The 18,120-nt window shown below is 67.9% G+C and carries 14 protein-coding genes; 10 read left to right on the top strand and 4 right to left on the bottom strand.

The genetic code is table 11. The features are described from left to right. Nucleotides 1–25 precede the first annotated feature (25 nt). Together BW733_RS10635 and BW733_RS10630 are read right to left on the bottom strand one after the other, a co-directional pair. Complete coding sequence (locus tag BW733_RS10635) at nucleotides 26–1,081, bottom strand: ABC transporter permease (protein WP_237268162.1); 1,056 nt, start codon at nucleotides 1,079–1,081, stop codon at nucleotides 26–28. Then, the gene (locus tag BW733_RS10630; RefSeq protein ID WP_077350352.1) at nucleotides 1,078–2,595 is read right to left on the bottom strand and encodes a sugar ABC transporter ATP-binding protein; all 1,518 of its coding nucleotides are present in this window, start codon (nucleotides 2,593–2,595) and stop codon (nucleotides 1,078–1,080) included. Before BW733_RS10630 ends, BW733_RS10635 begins: the two co-directional genes overlap by 4 nt. A gap of 245 nt (nucleotides 2,596–2,840) precedes the next feature. Between BW733_RS10630 and BW733_RS10625 the strand changes: the two genes are divergently transcribed. Both BW733_RS10625 and BW733_RS10620 read left to right on the top strand, forming a co-directional pair. Then, entirely contained in the window at nucleotides 2,841–3,983 is a 1,143-nt protein-coding gene (locus BW733_RS10625; protein WP_077350350.1) for an ATP-binding protein, read from the top strand. Beyond that, nucleotides 3,878–5,566 (top strand): helix-turn-helix transcriptional regulator, encoded by a 1,689-nt coding sequence (locus tag BW733_RS10620; protein ID WP_152024662.1) that lies wholly within the window; start codon nucleotides 3,878–3,880, stop codon nucleotides 5,564–5,566. Before BW733_RS10625 ends, BW733_RS10620 begins: the two co-directional genes overlap by 106 nt. Here the strand turns inward: BW733_RS10620 and BW733_RS10615 are convergent. After that, complete coding sequence (locus tag BW733_RS10615) at nucleotides 5,563–5,766, bottom strand: hypothetical protein (RefSeq protein WP_077350349.1); 204 nt, start codon at nucleotides 5,764–5,766, stop codon at nucleotides 5,563–5,565. The two genes, BW733_RS10620 and BW733_RS10615, sit on opposite strands and share 4 nt — an antisense overlap. Before the next feature lie 845 nt (nucleotides 5,767–6,611). Here BW733_RS10615 and BW733_RS10610 point away from each other — a divergent pair. Both BW733_RS10610 and BW733_RS19840 read left to right on the top strand, forming a co-directional pair. Continuing rightward, on the top strand, nucleotides 6,612–7,697 hold the full coding sequence (locus tag BW733_RS10610) for a glycosyltransferase family 2 protein (RefSeq protein WP_161490207.1): 1,086 nt from the start codon (nucleotides 6,612–6,614) through the stop codon (nucleotides 7,695–7,697). Nucleotides 7,698–8,064: 367 nt separating this feature from the next. Further along, nucleotides 8,065–11,235: a S8 family serine peptidase gene (locus tag BW733_RS19840; protein ID WP_077350347.1), complete on the top strand. Its 3,171-nt coding sequence runs from the start codon at nucleotides 8,065–8,067 to the stop codon at nucleotides 11,233–11,235. Between the two features lie 309 nt (nucleotides 11,236–11,544). Here the strand turns inward: BW733_RS19840 and BW733_RS10600 are convergent, their stop codons facing one another. Next, nucleotides 11,545–12,381, bottom strand: coding sequence for an LLM class flavin-dependent oxidoreductase (locus tag BW733_RS10600; protein ID WP_237268161.1), 837 nt, complete (start codon nucleotides 12,379–12,381; stop codon nucleotides 11,545–11,547). Nucleotides 12,382–12,395: 14 nt separating this feature from the next. Here BW733_RS10600 and BW733_RS10595 point away from each other — a divergent pair, with 14 nt between their 5' ends. The 6 genes from BW733_RS10595 to BW733_RS10565 all read left to right on the top strand — a co-directional run bounded on the left by BW733_RS10595 (nucleotide 12,396) and on the right by BW733_RS10565 (nucleotide 18,094). After that, complete coding sequence (locus tag BW733_RS10595) at nucleotides 12,396–13,943, top strand: recombinase family protein (protein ID WP_237268160.1); 1,548 nt, start codon at nucleotides 12,396–12,398, stop codon at nucleotides 13,941–13,943. A gap of 68 nt (nucleotides 13,944–14,011) precedes the next feature. Beyond that, nucleotides 14,012–14,224, top strand: coding sequence for a hypothetical protein (locus BW733_RS10590; protein ID WP_077350345.1), 213 nt, complete (start codon nucleotides 14,012–14,014; stop codon nucleotides 14,222–14,224). Next, nucleotides 14,224–14,472 (top strand): hypothetical protein, encoded by a 249-nt coding sequence (locus BW733_RS10585; RefSeq protein ID WP_077350343.1) that lies wholly within the window; start codon nucleotides 14,224–14,226, stop codon nucleotides 14,470–14,472. The genes BW733_RS10590 and BW733_RS10585 overlap by 1 nt, the downstream gene beginning before the upstream one ends. Nucleotides 14,473–14,808: 336 nt before the next feature. Beyond that, complete coding sequence (locus BW733_RS10575) at nucleotides 14,809–16,224, top strand: Rep family protein (protein WP_237268159.1); 1,416 nt, start codon at nucleotides 14,809–14,811, stop codon at nucleotides 16,222–16,224. Next, the gene (locus BW733_RS10570) at nucleotides 16,221–16,811 is read left to right on the top strand and encodes a hypothetical protein (RefSeq protein WP_077350337.1); all 591 of its coding nucleotides are present in this window, start codon (nucleotides 16,221–16,223) and stop codon (nucleotides 16,809–16,811) included. Before BW733_RS10575 ends, BW733_RS10570 begins: the two co-directional genes overlap by 4 nt. Continuing rightward, complete coding sequence (locus BW733_RS10565; RefSeq protein WP_077350335.1) at nucleotides 16,808–18,094, top strand: relaxase/mobilization nuclease domain-containing protein; 1,287 nt, start codon at nucleotides 16,808–16,810, stop codon at nucleotides 18,092–18,094. The genes BW733_RS10570 and BW733_RS10565 overlap by 4 nt, the downstream gene beginning before the upstream one ends. Nucleotides 18,095–18,120 lie beyond the last annotated feature (26 nt).

Below are 18,120 nucleotides of genomic sequence, written 5' to 3'. Positions count from 1 at the left end.
TTCAGTTGTCGCCTGGCCGTTGCGGCTAGACGGCGGTGGCGCGCTTGCGGCGCACGATGTCCACGAACACCGCGATCAGGACGACGATGCCGGTGACGACCAGCTGCCATTCCTGGGCGATGCCCATCATCTGGAGGCCCTTCTTGAGGGTCTCCATGATCAGGGCGCCGACGACGGTGCCGACGATGTTGGCCCGGCCGCCCGCGAGGGAGGTGCCGCCGATGACGACGGCGGCGATGACGTTGAGCTCGAAGCCGACGCCCTCAGCGGGCTGGACGAAGCCGAAGCGGCCGGAGTAGAGGATGGCGCCGAAGGCGACGAAGATGCCTGCCGTCACGTAGACGAGCGTCTTCCAGAGCTTCACGTTGACGCCCGAGAGGCGGGTGGCCTCCTCGTTGGAGCCGATGGCGAGCGCGTAGCGGCCGAGCAGCGTCTTGTTCAGCAGCACCCAGGCGACGACCGCGAGGAGGGCGAAGATCAGGATGGCGTTGGCGACGCCGGGGATGATCTGGCCGGAGGCGATGAACTTGTAGTCGGGGTTGGCGATGGTGATCGACGAGGCCCCGGAGATGATCAGGGCGAGGCCGCGGGCGACCATCATCATGGCGAGGGTCGCGATGAACGGCGGGAGGCCGAGCACCGAGATGTTGAGGCCGTTGACCAGGCCCATCAGGGCGCCGAAGGCGATCACGAGCGGCAGGCCGATGGCCGTCGGCAGGTTCATCCAGTCGCCCGCGAGGAACACGCCCGCCATCACGGCGACCAGCGTCATGCCGGTGCCGGAGGACAGGTCGATGCCGCCGGTGGCGATCACGAACGTGGCGCCGAGCGCCATCACGCCGATGTAGGCCGACTGCTGCACGATGTCGAGCGCGATGCTCGGCTGGGCGAAGTTCGGCGCGGCGATCATGAAGAAGATGTAGATCGCGATCAGGGCCGCGAAGACGAAGACCTGCTGCAGCGAGGAGCGCAGGAGGTTGCCGAAGTTGAAGCCACCGCCCGGGCCCTTGGGGGCGGGCGTCGCGGCCGGGGTCTCCGGCGAGGCAGGCAGGTCAGGCTTGGGTGCGGTGCTGGTGCTCACGCTGCGGTTCCTTTCAACTGGGCCTTGCCGACGGTGGCGAGCTCCATGATGTTTTCCTGGGTGGCGTCCTCGTTGTCGAGGAAGCCGGTGATGTGGCCGTGCGCCATGACGGCGATGCGGTGCGAGACGCGCAGCACCTCGGGCAGCTCGGACGAGATGACGATGATCGCCTTTCCCTGCTGGGAGAGGGCCTCGATCAGCTCGTAGATCTCCTCCTTGGCGCCCACGTCGATGCCTCGAGTGGGTTCGTCGAAGATGAGGATGTCGCAGTTGCGCACCAGCCATTTGGCGATCACGACCTTCTGCTGGTTGCCTCCGGAGAGCTTGCCGAGCAACTGGTTGACGCTCGGCGTCTTGACCCGCAGCTTCTCGGAGAACTCCGCGCCGACTGTCCTGATCTTGCCGTCGAGGATGAACCCGCCGATGTTGAAGTCGCGCATCGCGGCCATCACGGTGTTTGCCTTGATGTCCTGGTCGAGCAGGATGCCGTACTGCTTGCGGTCCTCGGAGAGGTAGCCGATGCCCGCGCGAACGGCGTCTGCCGCACCGCGCACGTTGATCTTGCGGCCGTGCACGTGGATGTCGCCCGACTGGCGCGGGTCGGCGCCGAAGACGCAGCGCGCAACCTCGGTGCGGCCGGCGCCCATCAGGCCTGCGAAGCCGAGCACCTCCCCCTTGCGGACCTCGAAGTTGATGTCGGTGAGCAGCTTCTTGGTGCTGAGGTTCTCCACCTTCAGCGCCACCTCGTCGCTCTCGACGACCGTGCGGGGACGCGCGTCGCCCGAGACCTCGCGGCCGACCATCATCGAGATGATCTCGCGCATCTCGGTCTCCTCGGTGACGACGGTGCCGATGTAGCGCCCGTCGCGCAGGACGGAGACCCGGTCTGTGATCTCCTCGATCTCCGGCATGCGGTGCGAGATGTAGATCAGGCCGGTCTCGGGGGTGATGAAGTCGCGGATCATGCCGAAGAGGGCATCGGTCTCGGCGAGGGTCAGTGCCGCGGTCGGTTCGTCCATGACGAGGATCCGCGATTCGTAGGAGAGGGCCCGGGCGATCTCGACCATCTGCTGGCGGGCGACCGAGAGGTCACGGATGTAGGACCGCGGATTGAGGTGCATGCCGAGGCGGTCGAACAGGTCGCCGGCCTCCTTGTTCAGGAACTTGTCGTTGACGAGGCCTGCGCGGTGGCTGCCCTTGCGGCCAAGGTAGAGGTTCTGCGCGACCGTCAGGTCGGGAACCATGTTGAGTTCCTGGTGGATGATGCTGAGGCCGAGGTCGCGGGCGTGGTTGACGTCGCGCACCTCCACCTGCTGACCCTGCAACCAGATCTCCGCCCCGGGGTCGGGGGTGTAGATGCCGGTGAGGACCTTCATCAACGTCGACTTGCCCGCGCCGTTCTCGCCGCAGAGGCCGAGCACCTCTCCGGCGTTGAGGTCCAGGTTCACCCCCTGGAGCGCCTTCACGCCTGGGAACGTCTTGCTCACGTTCCTCAGCTCAAGCAGTTTTGTCACTCGTACTCCTTCGTACCTTGTCCGTCCATGGGCTTCCGTGTCCATGAACGACGACGATGTTAACGCTAGCACTGAAGCGCCGAACAGCAAATCCCCGTTACCGAATCGTGACGCTCGCTCGCCCCCTTCCCACCGCGGAGCCGGGCGTGACTTCGCACTGTTCCACGGGTGAACACAGGCCGCGACGGGCTCGCTCAGCCGTGTATGTTTACGCCGGATGGGGGGAAGGGGAAGGAGAGCCCGGATTGCTCATCGGTAGGCAGCGCCAGCTGGCAGATCTCGTCGCCATGGGCGCCGATGTCAGCAATGGCGCGAAAGTCGCCTGGCTGGTCGGCCCTGAAGGGGTCGGAAAGTCGACCCTCGCGCGGGTCGCGTCAGAGAAGAGCCAGGCCCCCGTCCACCGGCTCGACGTGTATCCCGAGGACCACCGCACGCCCCTCGCCGCCGCCGAGGAACTGGCCGCGACGCTCGGCGTCGAGCTCGGCGATGACCCGGCGAAGGACCTGCTGTCCGCCATCGAGGCAGCCGCGCCGACGACGTTGATCATCGAGGATGCGCAGTGGATGGACGAGGCGTCCCAGCTCGCCATCTGGCAGATCGTGCGTCGGTTCCGTCGGCTGCCCGTCTTCCTCATCGTGACCAGCACCGAGACGACCGGGACCTTCCTCGACGGGCTCTCCCTGCTGCTGCGTTCGCCCGAGCGTGGCCGCGTGTTCAACGTCGGCCCCTTCAGCGACGCCGAACTGGCCGCCTTCCTGAAGGAGGAGTTGGGGATCCCCGTGGAGGGCGACACCCTCGCCCGGGTCCAGGAGGTCACCGGAGGAAACCCCGCCCTGCTCGTCTCACTGATCGACCAACTGCGCCTCGTCGGGCCGAGCACCGGCATCCGCGGTGTGCTCGGCACCCTCATCCAGCGCACCCGCGGCAGCGGGCTGCTGCGCCAGCACGTCACCTCCGTGCTCGCCGACGCGACGCCGTCCCTTCGTGGGGCGCTGATCGCGCTCGCCCAGGCGGGTGAACTTCGGGCCGACCAGCTCTCCGACGTACTACGCGCCCGGGACCTTCCCGAGATCGGCACCGAGTCGCTCCTCTCGACCGGCCTGGTCGAGCGCGCAGGGGGCGACGCCGTCCATCTGCGGCACCGGCTCTCCTCACGGGAGATCCTCGAGCATGCGGCCTGGGACGAGACCCGCAGCAGTCACGCCGCCCTCGCCGACTCCCTGACCGGCCTCGAGGCGCTGACCCATCAGGTCGCGGCGGCCGACCCGTCGACTGCGCGACCGTGTTCCAGGAGGTCGTCGCGAGACTCGTCGACGCCTACCGGGTCCATGATCTGGCCCTCGCCTTCCGCTGGGCCACCCAGGCAGCACGGCTCGACCCGACGATGATGGTTGAGGTGGTTCTCGCGGCGCTGCGCGCAGGCAGACCGAACCGGCTGCTCGACGTCGCGGACGAGATCACCAACATGGCCCCGTCGGTCACCCGCACCTGCTCACTGGCCCTGCTGGGTTCGGAGGGCAAGACGCCTGAGGCCGCGGCGGAGCAGCTCAACCGGATCGACCCCGAGACGGTCGTCGACCCCCGCGAGCTGATCGTCCTGACCCAGGCCTGTGCTCACGTCGCGATCCAGGGCCTGCTCGCCGTCACCCCGGAGTTGGGCGCGCGCTTCACCCGGCTGATCCCGCTCCTGACCCGCAGGTCCGAGGAACTCGCCACCGCTTCCCCCGATCTCTCCGCGGAGCTGGCCACCAACGCCTTCCTGCTCGAGGTGATGCTCGTGACGGGCCTCAACGACGAGATCCCCGCGCGGGAGCGAATCGCCTCGCTGCTCGGGATCAAGAAGAGGATCGCTGACGACCCGCGCACCTCGCTGCTGATGCCGATGGTCCGCTCCGTCCTCGGGCTGCTGTACTTCGTGCTCGGCGAGCTCAGCCAGGCCAGGCAGGAGCTGGACGCCATCTCCGTGGTCGACCTGCCGGTCGTCCGGATCCAGGCGGAACTCTCGCTCTCCCAGATCGCCTTCCTCGACTGCGACTGGGACAGGGCGCACCAGGTCGCAGATGTCCAGCTCGCCTCGACGCTCGACTCACTCCAGTCGACGATGTGGCAGCCGGCCTTCGCGATCGCGGCCCTCGTCCCCGCTGTGCGCGGCGAGCGGCTCATCGTGCGCGAGTACCTCAGCTGGCAGGAGACGGTCGGGGTCTCGTCGGTGGCCGACGCGACGCAGAAACTGACCCGCGTGTGGACTGATGTCGCGGCCGGCACCAACGAGGCCGACGTGGCCAACTCGCTCGACCTCGTCTGGAACTCCGGCAACGTCTCCTACACCGGATCGTTCCTGACGGCCGTGCTGCGGATCCGGGCGCATCTCGCGGCGGGCAACCTCGGCTCGGCACAGGCCGCCTTCGCGGCCATCGACGACGAGCCGTACGAGGAGACCGCGAAGCGTTACGTGCGCGCGCACGCTGAGGGCCTGCTCGCCGCCCGTGCCGGGGAGCCGTTCGACGAGCACTTCACCGAGGCGGCCTGGCTGCTGCGTCAACACGGCGAGGCCAACCCCGGCGCGACGCTGCGGCTGTACGGCATCGTGCTTGCCGAGGACTGGGCCCGCGCCGCGGCCGACACAGGGATCGAGCTCGCCGGAGGCGGCCTCGAGCTGCTCCAGGAGGGCGTCGCCCTGCTCAACGCCAACGGCGCCCCGGCCTGGCGCGACCGGCTGGCCGCCTTCGACCACACGGCGCTGACCCAGGACGAGTTCATCGACGAGTCGTCGGTGACGGTCAGGCTGGCCGAGCTGACGTCGCGCGAGCGTGAGGTCGCCCTCCTCGTCGCGGAGGGCCTGACCAACCGCGAGATAGCCACCCGCCTGTTCGTCACGGTACGCACGGCGGAGTATCACGTGCACAACGCGCTGACGAAGATGAACATGACCTCACGCAGTCAACTGCAGGAGGCCATGGCCGCGTCCTAGGGCGCGAGGGCCACGACGAGGGTGTCGTCAGCGACGACCTGCACCGGCCCCTCACGTCCGGCGACGGTCAAGGTGTAGACGAGCGTGTAGCGCAGCGCGTGCGAGTCGACCTCGACCGCGTTGACCAGCACGGCGGCGCTCGCGGTTGATGGCGACACGACGACGGGGGCTCCGGCCAGGACCGGCTGGGTGATGCTCACCGCTGGGACCGCCACCCATCCGGCATCCGGTCAGCCGTTCGACCTGCACCTGGATGGCCGTGAGGCTCACCTCGTCGGCTCCCTCCGCTGACAGGTTGAGCGTGACCGGCTTGACCGAGGGTGCCGTCCAGTCGCGCTTGTCGCGCGTCGTCCAGTAGTCGGCCGTGACCACGAGGCCACCCGCGGTGAACTGGTGTCGGACCGCGCCGTCGGCCAGGTCGTCGACCACCATGGGCGGGGCGGAGGGCTCCTCCGACGGCTCGGTCGACGGTTGCGGCTCGGGCACCTTGGCTGGCGTCTGCTCCTCGGACATCGAGGCACAGCTGCTGCGGCCGAAGCAGTGGGCACCTCGGCCGCATTCGCCGCCTCCCAGGGCGGCGCCGAGCACCCGCTCACCACGAGGCAAGCCGTGACACTGGCCATGATCAGTCCTCTTCGCACGTCGTCGCCTTCCAGGGTCGCTGTCGCAACGAAGCCTCCCCTCAGAAGGGGCCCCCGGCAACCCCAGGAAAACGGGCCTGGTACGGGGCGCGGAAAACCCGGTACTACGGGGCCCGAAACTGGTGGTCTGCACGCTGGTGTCCGGCCGTGCGGGCGGTCAGGATTGAATCGTCAAGGAAACGCATCCAGGGGGGACATGAGCGTGATCGAGTTGGCCGACGAGGAGGTCGACGCCTTCACGGCATCGGCGACGACCGGTGCTGAGGTGGAGGTGTTCGCCGGGGCCTACGTTCCGGAACAGCCGGAGCGCCCGCGGGTCGGCTGCGTGGTTCCCGCCTGCAACGAGGAAGCCTCGATCGAGTCCGTGCTCCAAAGCGCTGCTGAACCAGACCCGGATCCCCGATGTGATCCACGTCATCATCAACAACACCACCGACGACACCTTCTGGGTGGCCCGCGAACTGGCCGGCCGCCACGAGCGGAACTACCGCGACGAAAAGATGGTCTGCGACATCCGCGTGCACGACGTCGGTCGGCTCCCCGAACGGAAGGTCGGTGCGCTCAACATCGGCTTCAAGCTCGTGGAGGACTGCGACTATCTGCTCGGCGTCGACGGTGACACCGTGCTTGCCCGGGATGCGGTGGCCAACCTCCTGGCGGAGATCAGCTCCGACTCGCGCATCGGCGGCATCAGCGCCATCTACTCGATCGACTACGCCGAGGGACGCAACGGCGGCGAGAAGTTCCTCATCGCCGGGCAGCGTCAGCAGTTCGCCAGTTTCAACCTGCAGAACCTCCTGCGCGGACGCAACATGGCCGTGCTCGGCGGTCAGTGCTCGATCTTCTCCGTCGCCGCGCTGAAGACGGTGCGTGACGCACACCGTCAACACGGGCCGTGGGGCTCCGACTCCGAGGTCGAGGACTCGCTGCTCTCGCTGCAACTGAAGCGGTGCGGCTTCTCGACGAAGATCTCCGCGAGCGCCCGGGCCGAGGTCGGCCCCATGGTCACGCTGAAGTCGCTGGACGCCCAGCAGGTGAAGTGGAACTACGGCGCGATCGACCTCATGTGGCCCGGGCAGTGGGGAGACACCTCCGGCCAGCCGTTCCACCCGAACCTGCGGCTCCGCTGGCTCGAGAACTGGTCGATGCTGTTCAACCTCCTCGTGCGGATCGGCTTCGTGCTTCTTCTTGCCGCATCGATGAGCATCGGCGCGCTTCTCGCCTTGGTGACTGCTGCCACCGCTGGTCGCGATCGCGCTCAACGTGCGCACCGCCCTTTCGATGCACGACCGGACGGCGAAGGACATCGCGTTCGCGCTGCTCTTCCTGCCCGGCGAGCTGTACACTGTGGCTCAAACTCGGCCACTTCCTCCGGTCCTGGGCGAAGTTCCTCGGTCGTCGCGACGTCGACAACTGGGGCGCCCAGGCCGCAGCGGAGGGAGGAAAGGGCGACAACGCCTTCGTCCAGCCGCTCGCCTATCTCGCGGTGACCTTCACCGTGCTGGTGCTCACCTGGCTGGCGCTTCCGCTGCTGGTCAAGGAGATCGCCTTGTGTTCGCCTGGCCCGCGCTCGCGGTCCTCGCGGCAATCCAGACCGTCGCGATGGCCGTGCGGCTGACGCGTCGACACCGCGGGTTCCGCGTCTAGCCAGACGACCACTTCTTGGGGGGATGACCGGGGGACGAGAGATCGTCCTCCGGTCATTTCATGTCCCCGGCCGCCCAGGATGCGCATCTGGTGTGGGCAGACACTCAACGGACACGCCGTCGAACTCGTTGCGACCGCCCGTGGGATTGGCACACAACTGACACACGTCGCAGCTAGGTTGAGTCAGTCCACGCTAGAGGAAGGCCAAAGATGGCAACATCCAGACGTTTCCGGCGCGGGGCTGTGGCGGCTGTCGCCGCAGCCCTCGTCCTGACACCAGGCACCGCATTCGGCGCCCCCGGTGACGGTGACCGGGTCACGATCCCGAACAAGAAGGAAATCGCCCGCGAGGTGACGGCAGGCTTCGTCAACACCACCAAGTGGTTCGTCGAGCTCGAAGGGGAGCCGACCTCCACCGGTGGCAACCGGGCCAAGATCGACCGCGGGCACAAGCAGCTCGAGGCCGACGCGAAGCGCGAGGGAGCCACCGTCACGCGCAAGTTCGACTCGCTGTTCAACGGCGCCACCGTCGAAGCTGACGCCGACACCGCCCAGGCGCTCGCAGAACTGCCCGAGGTCAAGGCGATCTTCCCGGTCATCCCGGTCGCGGTCCCCGAGTCCCAGAACTCCGACCCCGCCATGTTCACGGCGGGCACCATGACCGGCGTCGACATCGCCCGCGGCGAGCTTGGCCTGACCGGTGAGGGCATCAAGGTCGGCGTCATCGACAGCGGCATCGACTACGACCACCCCGACTTCGGAGGCAGCGGCAAGAACGGGACGACGACCTTCCCGACCGCGCGCGTCGCCTACGGCTACGACTTCGTCGGTGACGCGTACAACGCCGACCCCAACGACGCGAACTTCAACCCGGTGCCCAAGCCGGATGCGATGCCTGACGACTGCCAGGGTCACGGCACCCACGTGGCCGGCATCGTCGGCGGCAACGGCAAGATCACCGGCGTCGCTCCCGACGTCACGCTGGGCGCCTACCGCGTCTTCGGCTGCGACGGCTCGACCGACACCGACATCATCCTCGCCGCCCTCGAGCGCGCGGAGGCCGATGGCATGGACGTCGTCAACATGAGCCTCGGCGCTGCGTTCGAGTCGTGGCAGGAGTACCCGACCGGCACCGCCTCCGACCGCCTCGTCCGCAACGGCATCGTCGTGGTCAACGCGGCGGGCAATGAGGGCGACTACTTCACCCAGGCCGTCGGCGCCCCGGGCGTCGCGCGCGATGCCATCGGCGTCGCCTCCTACGACAACGTCTCGGTCCGCATGAGCGAGATGCTGTTCACGCCCGCGACCGGGGAGCCGATCTCGGCCGGCTACCTGACGTCGACGGGCTCGCCCGACATCACCGACGCCATCAACGGCACCGCGGTGTCGGCCATGACCGATCCGTTCGGCTGCACGGCCGGCGGCGACGTCACCGGCAAGATCGCGATCGTCTCGCGCGGCACCTGCTCCTTCCACGAGAAGGCCGTCGCTGCGCAGGCGTCCGGCGCGAAGGCGCTCGTCATCTACAACAACGTCCCCGGATTCATCAACGCAACCGTCGAGGGCGCAACTCAGATCACCATCCCCGTCGTGACCATCGGACAGAGCGAAGGAGCGGCCATCGTGGCGGCCCTTCCCGGCGGAATCACCGGCGCCCTGACCGGCGAAGAGGTCCAGACCCCCAACCCGCTCGGCGGCAGGATCTCCGACTTCTCGTCCTGGGGTCTCTCGGCAGACCTGACGCTGAAGCCCGACCTGGGCGCCCCCGGCGGCTCGATCTACTCGACCTACCCGCTCGAGAAGGGCGGCCACCTCAGCAACTCCGGCACCTCGATGGCCGCACCGCACGTGGCCGGAGCCGTGGCGCTGATGCTGCAGGAGAACCCTGACCTCACGCCGGCAGAGGTGCTCACGCGGCTGCAGAACACCGCTGCGCCGAGCCTCAACCCCGAGCGGCTCGCTCTGCAGCAGCCGAGCGAACGGCTCGATGCGGCGCACCGCCAGGGCGCGGGTCTGATCCAGGTAGACAAGGCGATCCTCGCCGACTCGCTGGTGACCCCCTCAAAGATCTCCGCGGGCGAGTCCGCCGACGGGCCGTTCACGCAGAAGCTGACCATCAGCAACGCCACCGGAGAGGCCGTCACCTGGACGCTCTCGCACGAGGATGCTCTGTCGACCTACAACGACTCCGCGACGCTGCAGAACTACGGTGAGCTCGTGTTCGAGGAGTCGAGGGTCACCTTCTCGGCGCCCACCGTCACGGTCCCCGCCGGCGGAACGGCGACTGTGGACGTCACCGTCCAGCCCGCAGCCGACTCGCTCGAGGGAACACAGTACAGCGGCTTCGTCGTGCTGACCGACTCCGAGGGCACCACCGTCGACGTCCCGTTCGCGGGCATGACGGGCGACTACGGCAACATGAAGCTGTTCGCCTCCGCCTTCCCCCTCTCGGCCGACGAGAGCCTGCCCATCCCGGCCCTCGCCGTGATCAACGAGTGCGACGCCTGGGAGGAACAGCAGTGCGTCGACAGCTCGGTCGACTTCGACCTGGCCAAGAACATGCAGGTCTACAAGGGCAACGGCGACAATCCGAGCGTCCTCCTGCACCTGGCGTACCCGGTCAGGTCGCTGAAGCTCGAGGCCATCCCCGTCAAGGCAGGCAAGCCGGTCGAGTCGGGTGCCCGCGAGGTCTTCACGATGGACTACAAGGGCCGCACCGCTGACCTCGACCTGTACTCGTGGGACGGTCGTCTGAAGAACGACAAGGGCCTCATGGCGGACGCCCCGGCAGGCCAGTACGTCCTGCGCTTCACGGCCGAGGAGCCTGACGGCGACGGCGGCACCCAGTCGTGGACCTCGAAGGTCTTCCAGCTGCGTGCCGCTCCCCCGCCGCCGAGCGTGAAGCCCACGCCGACCAAGCCGGTTCCGACCAAGCCGGTGCCGACCCAGAAGCCAATCGTGCCGGACGTGTACAACACGCCGGGCTACCACACGGTCAACGGGCGCAAGTGGCTGACCACCTGTGAGAAGTACTCGCAGACCACCCGCTGCCGCACCCAGATCTGGGCCACCACCGTCGATGACGTCGACGGCAAGTTCGTCGTCAGCAACGGCTGGGTGTTCAACAACCTCACCTACCTGCCGGGCATGACCCGCCAGCAGTGGGGCTCGAACCCGCTCGCCAACAACACCAGCTGGACGGCGGCCGACGGACGCAAGTGGCGCACCGAGTGCGACACCGCGGCCACCGGTCGAGGCGGCTGCCGCTCCTACATCACGGCGGACGTGATCGCGGCCTCCAGGAAGGCCGATGGAACCTACGCCTACCGGTGGGAGAGGAAGGAGATCCTCAACAACATCGTGAGGTTCAAGAACTCCTGACCTGCCAGAAGACACAGAGGTGCCCGTCCCACATGGGGCGGGCACCTCTGCGCTCAGGAGACTTCGGTCCGCGTCAGCGGCGCAGGAGGTCGGCGTGGAGCGCAGGGTGATCCCACCGAAGAGGATCAACAGCCCGCTGAGGATCCCGACCAGTCCTGTCAGGCGGGGGACAATGCGCTGCGTTCGCCGGCGTTGGTTCGGACTGAGACATGGTGGCAGCTTGGGCGAGGGGCGCTTCAGGGGGTCGTCGCCACCGCCAGTCTTGGGGATGGAGACGCCCGCCGCGGGACAGACCGCGGCGGGCGGAACTCAGGCGACCGGGTCGCCGAGGACCGGGCCCTCGGTGTTCGGCTTCCAGCCGAGCGCCGGGGCGACGTGCTTGGCGAAGGACTCCAGCACGTGCAGGTTGTAGGCGACGCCGAGCTGGTTCGGCACCGTCAGCATCACCGTGTCGGCGGCCTGGACGGCCGAGTCGGCCTTGAGCTGTTCGATCAACTGGTCGGGTTCGGCGGCGTAGGTCTTGCCGAACGTCGACTGGAAGCCGTCGATGATGCCCACCTGGTCGGATCCCTCGTCGCGCCCGTCGCCGAAGTAGCGGCGGTCGATCTCGTTCGTCAGCGGGAAGATGCTCCTGCTGACCGAGACCCGCGGCGAGCCGGTGTGTCCGGCCTCGCGGTAGGCCTGCCGGAACGCCTCGATCTGCTCGGCCTGCAGCTCATGGAACGGCTGGCCGGTGGTCTCGGTGAGCAGGGTGGAGCTCATCAGGTTGAGGCCCATCCGCCCGGCCCATTCGGCCGTGCTGCGGGTGCCGCTTCCCCACCAGACGTGCTCCGGGAGCGACTCGGAGAGCGGTTCGATCGCGAGCCGGCTGCCCTGCGGCGTCATGCGCGGATCACCGTCGACGAGCTTCTGGCCGTTGATCGCCTGCCAGAAGAGGTCGAACTTGTCGCGGGCGAGATCGGCGCCCCTCGGGTCGCTTGACCCGGTGTAACCGAAGGCCTCGTAGCCGCGCAGCGCCGTCTCCGGCGATCCCCGGCTCACACCCAGCGCGAGCCTTCCGTCGGAGAGCAGGTCTAGCGCACCGGCCTCCTCGGCGAGGTAGAGGGGGTTCTCATAGCGTATATCGCGGTTGCAACACTCGTTCACGTAAGCTTGGTTGCATGGTTGAACTGGTATCGCTGAGGAAGACGAACGAGGTCGCCGCGTACGTCCGCGCCTCGATGGATCGCAAGGGCGACCGGTGGACGGTCGAGACCCAGTTGCGGAAGATCAGGGCTCTCGCCGAGGCCAAGGACTGGGAGGTCGTCGAGGTCTACGACGACAACGCTGTGTCGGCGACGAAGAAGCGCCGCGCTGGCACCCGGTGGGCCGAGATGCTGGACGACGCCCGCGCGGGCAGGTTCTCGATGGTCGTCGCCGTGGACATGGACCGCCTCCTGCGCAGCACGAAGGACCTGAACACGCTGATCGACCTCGGCCTGCGCGTCGTCACCGTGGACGGCGAGATCGACCTCTCGACGGCGGACGGCGAGTTCCGGGCGACGATGCTCGCCGCTCTCGCGCGGTTCGAGGCGCGCCGCAAGGCGGAGCGTCAGATCAGGTCGAACGAGCGCCGCCGCGCCGAGGGCATCCCGGCGTCCTCCTGGAAGGCGTTCGGCTGGACGAGGGAGGGTGAGCTGATCGAGGCGGAGGCCGACGCCGTACGGCGGGCCTTCGATGCGTTCCTCGGCGAGCCGTCGCTGTCGATCCGTCGCATCCGCGAGGACCTGAACAGCGCCGGTCATCTGACCGCGCGCGGGTCGGCGTTCTCCGTCGATGCCGTGCGGTACCTGCTGGCGAACCCGCTCTACGCTGGCTACATCAAGCACTACGCCTCGGGCGAGCTGTACCCGGTGCAGGGCGACGCGTTCCCGCCCATCGTTGGCGAGCAGACGTGGCGGGCCGCGGTGGCAAAGCTGGAGGACAACGTGCGGAGGTCGGCGAGGCAGGGCAACCAGCCGAAGTACCTCCTGTCCACGATTGGCCTGTGCGGGAAGTGCGGCGCGACGCTCGTCTCGGGGACCAACAGCCGCAAGCAGCCGACGTACCGCTGCGGCGAGCAGTTCCACCTCACCCGCCAGCGCGAGCCCGTCGATGCGATGGTCACCGAGGCGGTGCTCACCCGCCTGTCGTCGGTGGACGTGCACGACCTCGTGATGCCGCAGGAGGACGACGGGCCGGACCGCGAGGCGCTGCTCCGAGCGGAACGCTCTGGTCGAGCGCGTCAAGGAGCTGAGCCCGCTGCTGCTGGACGTGCGCCAGCCCGTCCTGGAGATCACGGAGGCGATCAGGGGCGGAAAGGCCCGCATCGACCAGATCGACGCGGAGATACTCGACCGCTCGGTGTCGGTGGCGGCGAAGCTGCTGGGGGACGTGGACGAGTCGCTCGGCACCATGGAGCGCCGGGAGGTCGTCGAGTCGAAGTGGAAGGCCTTGGACATGGACCGCCGCCGGATGCTCGTGGACGAGCTGGTAACGGTGACCATCGAACCCATCGCGCCGGGTCACGTGAAGTTCGACCCCGACCTCATTCGAATAGAGCCGCGTCGCGACTGACACGCGAGTCGACTCGTCAGTGGACTGGTGAGTCGAGTCATGGGAGAATGGTTGCAGACAAGAAGATCCCACCGGGGCCGCGACTTAGAAGCGCGGGTTCTACTCCCGGATGAGTAGCCGGTCAAACAGCCCAACTACCGTGGCGGGGAACCGGAAGCACACTCATGTTTGAGGACTTCCGATGTCTGTCGTTATCGACGCTCCCCGCGCCTCCGCGCTGGACCGTCCTGGGCTCGACCAGGACCTGATCCCCGTTTCGCAAGCTGATGGGCTCGATCCCGTCATCGCCGTTGCCCTCGCCGCCGGTCGTCGTGCCGGTGAGCGCCTGACCAGCACGCCGCTGACCCCGCGCCAGCGCGCCGCCGTCGCCGCCGTGATGGGTGGTGGTCGCTGATGAGCGCCAACTCCGCTGCCTTCGACCACGTGAACGGCTTCCGCTGGCGTCTGGGCGATCCCACTCTCGCCGACGCGGAAGCGCATCTCTACGACCTCGGCGTGCTCCGCTCCGTGCTGGAAGAAGCCGTCGAGATCGCCGTCGCCGACGCCCGCGCCGATGGGGTGACCTGGGCGAGGATCGGCGATGCCCTCGGCGTCACGCATCAGGCCGTCATCAAGCGCTACCGCAAGGGCGGTGCCCGATGAGCACCACCGACTGCACCAGCGCCCTCGTGTCCGCCGACCTGACCCCGCCCGGAGGGCCTGCCCTGGCACCCGCCGGAGGCGGGCTGCCCGTCGTCGTGATGACCGCCGGAAGCCGTGTTCCGCACTCCAAGAGTTTCGGGAGCTTCATTCGTTCCTACGGGCGCGGCAAGGGCTTGTCGATTGCCGCGCCATGCACCAACATGCCTGGTCAGGAGCCGGTTCCGCCCTCGCACCGCCGCGTGACCTCGCGGGATCATTTGGGGTCTCATTTGGGGGTCAATAGGGGGTCATTTAAGGCGCCGCACGCTCCTTACGATGTCGCGGGCGGTGGTCGCCGTGGCTAAGCAGGAGAACAACCCCACGAGCATCGGACTCACGCAATACCTCGATCCGTCGTACTGGACCTGGGCTGCCGAGGATGCGAACGGGGCCGCGCTGCTCCAGCAGGGGGCCGGGCCGATCCTCACCTACATCGTGCAGCGGCTCGAGGCGGTCGGCTGCGAAGTCGTCGAGGCCTACGGCATCGTGCACGACAAGGACGAGCGCGAGGTCTGGAGCGACACGGAGAAGGCACTCGTGGTCGAGCCGAAGCCGGATCACCTGCACGCGGTGATCAAGTTCGCCAGTCGTTCGAAGAGCGCGCCGCTGGATCGGCTCGCGTTCGGCATCGGCGTCGAGCCGCAGTACGTCGAGAAGCCCGGTCGCGGACGCTACGCCTTCGACAACATGCTGTCGTACCTGACGCACGTGAAGTACGCGGACAAGCACCAGTACGCCCCTTCGGAGGTCGCCACGGTGCGCGGGCCGGACTACCTCGGCATCGACGCCCTGCGCCGGGAGACGTGGCTCAAGGGCCGCGCCCACGTGAAGAAGAAGGTCGTCGCCGAGAACTTCGAGGACATGCGCGAGCGGGTGCTCCAGGGCGAGATCACGCGCGATCAGATCATGCTCACCGATGGCCTGTTCGACATCTACTCGCGGCATCAGCGGGAGATCGACGACGCACTGTCGGCCTATGGTCAGCGCCGCGCGTATCGGGCGGCAGCGAAGCTCCGCGCCGGTGATTTCTCAACGCATGTGGTGTTCGTCCACGGGGATGCCGGGATCGGCAAGACGCGGTTCGCAACGGACTTCATCATGGCGGCGATTGACGCGGCGAACGCGAACGGCGAGCGGTGGCAGGTCTACCGGGCCGCGACGGGCAACCCGCTCGATGACTGGCGCGGGGAGGAGGTTCTGCTGCTCGACGATCTGCGGGCTTCGGCGATGGATGCGAACGACTGGCTGTTGCTGCTCGATCCGTACAACGCCTCCCCGGCGAAGGCGCGTTACAAGAACAAGGGCGAGGTGGCTCCGCGACTGATCGTCATCACGGCCACCATCGAGCCGGTCGAGTTCTTCTTCTACGCCCGCCAGAAGGGCAACGTGGACGAGGCGCTGGACCAGTTCATCCGTCGCCTGGCATCGGTCGTGAAGGTGTTCCGCGCCGACGATATCAACCGCTACCTCGTGCAGCACATCGGGAAGATCGAGCCCTACGAGTGGCATCAGTGCAGCCTTCCGGCGGCCGCGCACACGCCGGGCGTCAACGGCAACTCGTACCACCAGCAGGTGGCTCCGTCGCGCGAGCTCACCTACGGTCCGGAGACCTCCGCGGAGCACGACGCCGAGAGCGCGGTTGTCGAACTGCTGAGCGGGCTCGCGGTGCGCAGCCCGGACGTGCCGCTGGCGCTGATCGGAGGTGCGGCATGAGCGCCGATCAGCACCCGCTCTTCCAGGGGATCGAAGGGGGCGGAGCCCCCTCGCAAGCAGGGCTGGAGGACACGAGCGTCAGCGATGTGTCCGACAGGCCTACTGCTTGCCACTCTGGCGTACAGGTGGAGCAGCAGGCCGACTCCCAGGTGAAAACCGGTCGGGCTGATGCGGAGGCTGTGCGGCAGAGTCACGGCGGCGCGAAGCGTCGTCGTGGGGGCCGCGCGAAGCTCGATACCGACTTCGGAGAGGCCACGCTCGCGGCGCTTCGCACTCGTGCGAAGCGGCTCGGGCTGGCTCCGGGCACGTGGGTGCGGGCCGTCGTCCGAGATGCCCTCCACGCCTCTCGGAGCGAGGAGCTGGACGCCGCCGTGGCCGCGCACCTGCTCGGCGTCGAGGCGCGCGCGCAGGTGTCGGCGGACGCGCGCGAGCTGGCCGCGCAGATCCGCCCGCTGGCGATCAACGTCAACGACCTGGACCACCGAGCACGTGCCGGTGAGGCGGTTGCGCTGTCGTCGGAGGTGCCCGAGCTGATCGAGCTGCTGCGCGAGGTCCGCGCCCTGCTCGGTGATCGGACGGCCTCGTGAGCACGACGCACTACAGCCCGAGCGCCAGCGCCGCCGACACGGAGCGCTATATCCGGGGCAAGGAGGACGAGCGTGGCGTCGCGATCACGTGCGATGTGCCGGGAGGCCCCGGCGCGTTCTCGGCGCGCGCTCGGGCGCTCACGCAGAACACGACGCGCGAGGTCGAGGCGCTGCACTACCGCCAGTCGTTCAGCGACGAGGAGTTCGACCCGAAGAACCCCGAACACGTGCAGCGGGTGAACGACCTGGGCTACCAGCTCGCCAAGAAGATGCACCCGGATTCCGACTGCCTCGTCGTCAGTCATGTGGATGGGCGGGGAAAGAAGCCGCACAACCATATTTTGGTTCTCAATCACAACAACCGCACGGGAAAGGCGCTCTCGGACTATCGCACGTTCCACGACCGCAAGGCCGGGAATCAGAAGGGCGTGCAGTCGGCGAACGACGAGCTGATGCGCGAGCACGGGCTCTCGGTCGTGAAGCGGCTGGAGCACGCGCCGAAGGACTGGGAGCTGCGCCGCGAAGACTTCGCCGAGGGGTCGCTCGACCGCGAGATGGGCGACCGGATGAGTGCGGCGCTGGCCGATCCCCGCGCGGTGGACAAGGCCGGTCTGGTCTCGGTGATCGAGGAGCAGAACCAGCAGCTCGGTGATGACGGGGATCGGGTGCCGCGGATGCGGCTGCACAGCCCAGTCAGCAAGAAGGGCAAGCGCGCCGGTCAGGAGACCTGGACGCTCTACATCGAGGACCGCCGCGGCGAGTCCGGGCGCGCTGAGCGCCGCAAGCGCACGAGTGCGCTCTCGGCGGATTTCACACCGGAGGGCGCAGCCGCGTTCTTCGACTACCACCAGCAGCAGAAGGAGCAGGAACATGAGCGCAGCGCTCGACAGGCTGAAGCAGCAGAACGCGCACGAGCAGCCGCCGCAGCAGCTCGGCAGTCCGGCGACGATGGAGGTGTTGACCTCGATCCTCACCGCCGTCGAGGCGCAGAACGCGAGGCTCGACCGGCTGGCCGAGCAGCAGAAGAAGCTCGCGGGGTTCGTGAAGGTCATGGACGAGGAGACGACGAGGCGGCTGGAGAGGATCGCGGCCCCGGCGTCGACCTCCTCGCCCTCCAGCGACGTGTCCGCGAGGATCGCGAGTATCGAGAGCAGGCAGAACGAGATCGCGAGCACGCTCGGCGAGTTCGCGCGGAGTCTCAACGGCGAGAGCTTGAACGCCGCGTCGCGGAGCTTGGTCGCGGAGGCGCAGAAGAATCACGCGGCTACGGCCTCGGCGATTGAGGGGCTCAAGGCGCAGGCCGCAGCGA

The sequence above is a fragment of the Tessaracoccus flavescens genome (assembly GCF_001998865.1).
Classification (GTDB): Bacteria; Actinomycetota; Actinomycetes; order Propionibacteriales; family Propionibacteriaceae; genus Arachnia; species Arachnia flavescens.
This window is presented reverse-complemented; position numbering and strand designations above follow the sequence as displayed.